The sequence below is a fragment of the Pradoshia sp. genome, assembly GCF_051873915.1.
In the GTDB taxonomy this organism is placed as follows: domain Bacteria; phylum Bacillota; class Bacilli; order Bacillales; family Pradoshiaceae; genus Pradoshia.
Genome location: NZ_JBJEFJ010000180.1, coordinates 1 through 5,751, shown reverse-complemented (window position 1 = coordinate 5,751; position 5,751 = coordinate 1). Strand labels below are relative to the sequence as shown.

The window sequence follows — 5,751 nt, the reverse complement described above, 5'->3', positions numbered from 1 at the left end:
AGCAAACCCATTATCGTTAAAAATTATCGATAACAAAAAAACCAAATCAATGATGATTTGGCGGTTAAACAGTTCGTTTATTTATTTTTCACATTCAGCCGATGCGGCTGTTTCTTTGATTGTTTCAAGGGTTTCTTCCATCTTCTTGAGTTTTCGATAGATGACAGAGCGGTGGATACCAAGCTTGTTTGCTGCTGTGGTCGCATTTCCATTGCATGAGGCGAGCACTTGTTCAATATAGCGGCCCTCAGAGATAGCGGTAAAGTCCTTTAAGCTGCCAAATTGCGTGAAATTATTTTGAATAAAATAATCAAAAGCAAACCAATCTCCCACTTCTTCGTCCTTTGAGTGGGCAATGACGGACGGGACGGTGAGAATCAGTCTTTCCATGTAATTTTTCAGCTCGCGGACATTGCCCGGCCATGAATGGGTTAATAGTTCATGAAATTCCTCCGCGCTGAGGATATATTCTTTATTGTATTTCTGATTGTACTCAGTGAGGAACTTGGATATCAAGCCAGCAAGATCTGGTTTCCGGTTACGGAGGGGCGGGATATGAATGGGAATCACATTAATCCGGTAATATAAATCCTCTCGAAACTTCTTGTTTTGCACAAGTGTCCATAGATCTTGATTGGTTGCTGCGATAATTCGTCCATTGACTGGGATTGGAGCTGTTCCCCCTACTCTCCTTAATTCATTCGTTTCGAGAACATGCAAAAGCTTGGATTGCATATCAAGCGGCATTTCAGAGATTTCGTCTAAAAATAAGACTCCATCATTGGCCAATTCGATTAACCCTTGCTTCTCTTTGACACCATTTCCATAGGCATCCTGCTCATAACCGAATAATTCGTATTCGAACATGGACTTTGGTATGGCGGCACAATTAATTTTGATGAACGGTCCATTGGCCCGATCACTTTTCTGATGAATATATCTGGCAATGACTTCTTTACCTGTACCGGATTCTCCGCAAATGAGAACCTTGCTGTCATAGGAGGCAATTTGCAGGCAGACTCGGAGGATCTGTTTCATTGCCAAGCTTTCAGCCACAATATCCTCAGATTGATAGGCTGTCTCTTGGTCAATTAATATGGGGCGTTCTTCCATTACAGAAATCTTGCCTTGCTCATCTTGTGTCCCTTTATCATATTTAGCTGATTTTGTTACAATCAACTGTACCTCTCCATCATTGCCAATGATGGGTGTAGCTGTCGAGAGGACATTAAAACCTCGATTGGTCAAGATGCGCCGGCTGATTGGTTCTTTTCGAGCTATCGCATCCAAGGTAATGGAATGATCATAATAGCCTGCTGTAACTAGGTCTTTCACATTACTTTTCAAAAGATCATCAAGGGACATACCGATTGTCAGGGCTGTAAATTCATTTGAAATCAATATATTTCCTTCGCCGTCTGTTACAAATAAAGTGGAAGGAAAGTCCATCTTCTCATTGAAGCTTTTCGTTAATTTATCCATAGGCCATTATCCTTTGCATGCATCATTACTATCACAAGTATAAGTAGAAATCATGGTTACGACTATTGGAAATAAATGCTTATCCATTTAACGCGTTGATGCACATGAATTTTTCTTCTAAAATAGATTAAGTAAAATGGAGAAAGGGATAAGCCACAGATGACATATCCCTCTTCCTTCTATTTACTTCATTATGCCAAAACGGCTTCTTTTTCTTCTACAAGCGTTACTTGTCCCATCTTTTGAAGGACTTCTTGTGCTTCTGTAAACATTTCAGTGATCATTTCTTCAACAGTTGTTAACTCATTGCACATACCGCAGATTTGACCAGCCATAACAGATCCATTGTCTGTATCTCCCTCAAGGACAGCCTTACGCAAAGAGCCTAAAGAAAGCTTTTCTAATTCATCACGGGAAGCATTTTGCTGCTCGAGCTTCAAGAATTCCATGATCATGCTGTTTTTAATGCTTCGTACAGGGCCGCCAAGGCTGCGTCCAGTTACCATTGTGCATTGATCGTCTGCATCAAGAACAGCTTGTTTGAAGTTTTCATGTACAGGGCATTCAATTGTCGTCAAGAAGCGAGTACCAACTTGTACGCCTTGTGCACCTAGAGCAAAGGCTGCTGCAATACCGCGTCCATCTGCAATACCACCTGCTGCAATAACTGGAATAGAAACGGCGCTCACAACTTGAGGAAGTAAGGCCATTGTTGTTGTCTCACCCACATGACCTCCTGCTTCTGTTCCTTCTGCAACGATTGCATCAACTCCAAGAGCTTCCATTTTCTTCGCGATTTTCACAGATGGAACAACAGGGATGACTTTAATTCCATTCGCTTTGAATGTTTCCATGTACGGAGCAGGTGTACCCGCACCAGTTGTAACGATTTTTACGCCTTCTTCTACAATGACATCCACTAATTCCGGAATATTGTGCATCATCAGCATAAGGTTTACGGCGAATGGTTTATCCGTAATTTCTTTCGTTTTGCGAATTTCTTCACGAAGGCGATCAGCTGTGAATCCGCCAGAACCGATGATGCCTAGTCCTCCTGCATTAGAGACAGCACCTACAAGCGGAGCTAGCGCGATTTGTGCCATTGCTCCTTGGAAAATAGGATATTTGATACCTAGTAATTTTGTAATGGTCATTTTTATTTCCTCCTATAATATTAATTAAGCTGCTTCTGTTGTTTTTGCCATGTCAGCGGCATGTTTTTTCTCAAGAGATTGATAGACGAATGTCAAAGCAAGACCGACAAGCGAGATAGCTAAAGCGATATAGAAAGCCTTCGTGAACATGCCATCATTGGCAGCCGCTACACTTGCTGCAATACGCGGTCCGAAGAAGGCTGCACCGGAGTAGCCGATAAAGGTAACTCCATAGTTAACGCCATAGTATTTCATACCGAATTTCTCACCAACAATGGACGGGAAGATTCCCATCGTTCCGCCAAAGCAAAGACCGATTCCAACAATGGCTGTTACAAATCCTAATACAGATGTAGAAAGCGCAATCGTTAACATCATTGCCGAAATGACGAGATAGATCATCATCAAGCATTTAACGCGGCCGATGCGGTCAGATACCGCTCCCCAGAATACACGGCCAACACAGTTGGAGAAGCTGTAAAGACTAACATAAAGAGCTGCTGTTGCTGCAGATAAACCGAACATCGTTTGTCCGATAACAGATGCATTGGACGTAACCATCATTCCGGATAATGCGCCAATCAAGAATAGAGAAGCAATAACATAGAAGATTGGTTTCTTGATCATTTCTGTCCAAGGGATATTCACGCCGCCTTTTTTTGCCGCAGCAGGCGGAATCCAGCCTTCTGGAATATAGCCGACTGGTGCAGCCTTAAACACTACGCTCGCTCCAAGGATGATGACCAAGAAGGCAGCGCCAAGAATCATGAACGCAGCTTGTACACCATAGCTTGCAATAAGAGAGTTGGCAATTGGTGAGATAAAGATTGTACCGCCGCCATATCCAGCTGTTACAATGCCGGCAGCAAGTCCACGCTTATCAGGGAATAACTTCGCTGTGTTTCCAATGGTTGAAGAATACACAATTCCTTGCCCCATACCGGCAATTAAGCCGTATGTAATGTAAAGCATCCATGGAGCAGTAGCAAAACCTGAGAGAATGAATCCAAGACCAAATAAAGATCCACCAATAATGATGGCTATTTTCGCCATTCCTTTGTCATTTAATTTCCCGCCAAGGATCATCGGGATTGGAGAGATAGCGGCATTGATTGTGAAAGCCATCATAATGTCGCCCATAGTGGCATCAAACACTGCCGTCAAAGGCAAGGCAAAAATACTGAAGGCATAAACAGCTCCCACACATAAGTTAATGAGAGTCGATGCCCATAAAATCGACCAACGATTTAAAGATGTGTTCATTTTCTGTAATTCCTTCCTTATTCACTTATTTATCTGCTGGCAATGCTCTTCCTTACCTCCATTGCCAGCCATTTTTCTCTTCTTGTCTAACCTTAAGCCAAAACGCCTTCTGGCTTGGTCCCGTTAGCTGAAACGATGTCTTTCAATTTGCCCCAATGTTCCTCAAACATGCCTGGGTCCATTTCCTTCAAGTCTTCCGCAATGGCAGGAGTGAATTCCATTTGATCCAGGATATGTGTTTTGAGATCAACACCAGGTGCAATTTCTGTCAGGGTAAGTTTACCGTCAATCAATTCGAATACGGCACGTTCTGTTACATAGATGACAGGCTGCTTAATTTCAGATGCATATTTACCGCTGAAGGTGATTTGCTGTACTTGCTTAATGAATTTCTTTGCTTTACCTTCCTGGATAATATGCAATTTACCGTCTGATACTTTTACCTCTAAACCGCCTGCTGTAAAGGTGCCGGCAAAGACGAGCTTTTTCGCTGCTTGGGAAATATTAATGAATCCGCCGCAACCGGCTACTCTTGTACCAAATTTACTTACGTTTACATTACCGAATTGATCCGTTTGAGCTAATCCAAGAACTGATAAGTCGATTCCGCCGCCGTCATAGAAATCAAATTGTGCATGGTGATCGACAATCGCTTCACTGTTATAGGCATGACCGAAATCCTTCAAACCTGCCGGAACACCACCAATGGAGCCTGCTTCTGTCGTGAGAATTAATTGGTCGCTTACCCCTTCCTCCGCAGACACAGTGGACACATTCACTGGAATACCTACACCAAGATTAAGAATGGTATTTGGCACAAGTTCAGCAGCTGAACGGCGTGCGATAACCTTTCTCTCATCAAGTGGAAGGGCAGGCACACTCTCCAATGGCACTTTAATATGGCCTGAGAACGCTGGGTTATACTGAGTGTTTTCTGTTTGGAAGTGATTTTCCGGTTTCGCCACGACAATGTGGTCAACAAGGATTCCAGGTACGGCAATATCCTTAGGGTTTAATGTTCCTGCTTTAGCCACAGACTCAACTTGTGCAATGACAATGCCTCCGGAGTTACGGGCTGCTTGAGCAATTGGGAGCACCTCCATATGAAGGCCTTCCTTCTCAAGCGTAAGGTTGCCGTTTTCATCTGCGACTGTCCCTCTGATCAATGCAACATTGATTGGGAATGATTTATAGAACAACCACTCTTCACCGTCAAGCTCTACCACTTTAACGATATCCTCTTTCGTAGAAGGGGACATTTTGGCTCCCTCAACACGCGGGTCTACAAATGTTCCCATTCCGACCTTTGTAATTACACCTGGTCGTTTTGCCGCAATTTCACGGTATAGCTGAGTGATAACTCCTTGAGGAAGGTTATAAGCCTCACATTTATCCTCTTCAATTAATTTCGCCATTCCTGGAGAAGCAATCGCGATTCCCCCGATCCAGCGTTTAATGAGACCCTCATGACCAAGATGGCTCATCCCTTTGTCACGGCGGTTACCGACTGCACTCGCATGCATGACTGTTAAATTTTGAGGATGTCCTGTGTTAAGAAAACGTTCCTCAATTGAAATGCCCATTTCCTCTGCCCAGCAGGATAACCCAAAACCACTTGCAGCAACCGTGTCCCCATCTTTAATGAGCTCGGCTGCGCTTGCCGCTGAAATCACCTTCGACATACTAACACTCCTTTATGTAGTAAAAATATTATTGTGAATTTATTCACATATTAGCCCAAAAAAATATTCAGCCCTTTTCATTAATCTATAAAGAACCCCAATTTGATAAGGTTTCTGTGATTAAGCAGACAATTTAACTTGGTTAATTTCTTGTGAATCATTTCACAATA

General features: G+C 43.0%; 4 protein-coding genes. All 4 read right to left on the bottom strand.

What is annotated here, in order from left to right:
• Positions 1-81: 81 nt before the first annotated feature.
• Positions 82-1,482, bottom strand: coding sequence for a sigma-54 interaction domain-containing protein (locus ACI35L_RS15940; RefSeq protein ID WP_439803291.1), 1,401 nt, complete (start codon positions 1,480-1,482; stop codon positions 82-84).
• 191 nt (positions 1,483-1,673) lie between these two features.
• Positions 1,674-2,636 carry a DUF561 domain-containing protein gene (locus ACI35L_RS15935; protein ID WP_049670833.1) on the bottom strand — a complete coding sequence of 321 codons (963 nt, stop codon included), beginning with the start codon at positions 2,634-2,636 and terminating at the stop codon, positions 1,674-1,676.
• A 24-nt stretch (positions 2,637-2,660) separates the two neighbouring features.
• Complete coding sequence (locus ACI35L_RS15930) at positions 2,661-3,899, bottom strand: L-lactate MFS transporter (protein ID WP_049670832.1); 1,239 nt, start codon at positions 3,897-3,899, stop codon at positions 2,661-2,663.
• 92 nt (positions 3,900-3,991) lie between these two features.
• Positions 3,992-5,581: an acyl CoA:acetate/3-ketoacid CoA transferase gene (locus ACI35L_RS15925; protein WP_439803290.1), complete on the bottom strand. Its 1,590-nt coding sequence runs from the start codon at positions 5,579-5,581 to the stop codon at positions 3,992-3,994.
• Between the last annotated feature and the right edge of the window lie 170 nt (positions 5,582-5,751).

What these genes read in the sequence shown, in the direction of transcription:
- ACI35L_RS15940 (WP_439803291.1), bottom strand. Translation starts at nt 1,482, where the DNA reads ATGGATAAATTAACGAAAAGCTTCAATGAGAAGATGGACTTTCCTTCC.
- ACI35L_RS15935 (WP_049670833.1), bottom strand. Translation starts at nt 2,636, where the DNA reads ATGACCATTACAAAATTACTAGGTATCAAATATCCTATTTTCCAAGGA.
- ACI35L_RS15930 (WP_049670832.1), bottom strand. Translation starts at nt 3,899, where the DNA reads ATGAACACATCTTTAAATCGTTGGTCGATTTTATGGGCATCGACTCTC.
- ACI35L_RS15925 (WP_439803290.1), bottom strand. Translation starts at nt 5,581, where the DNA reads ATGTCGAAGGTGATTTCAGCGGCAAGCGCAGCCGAGCTCATTAAAGAT.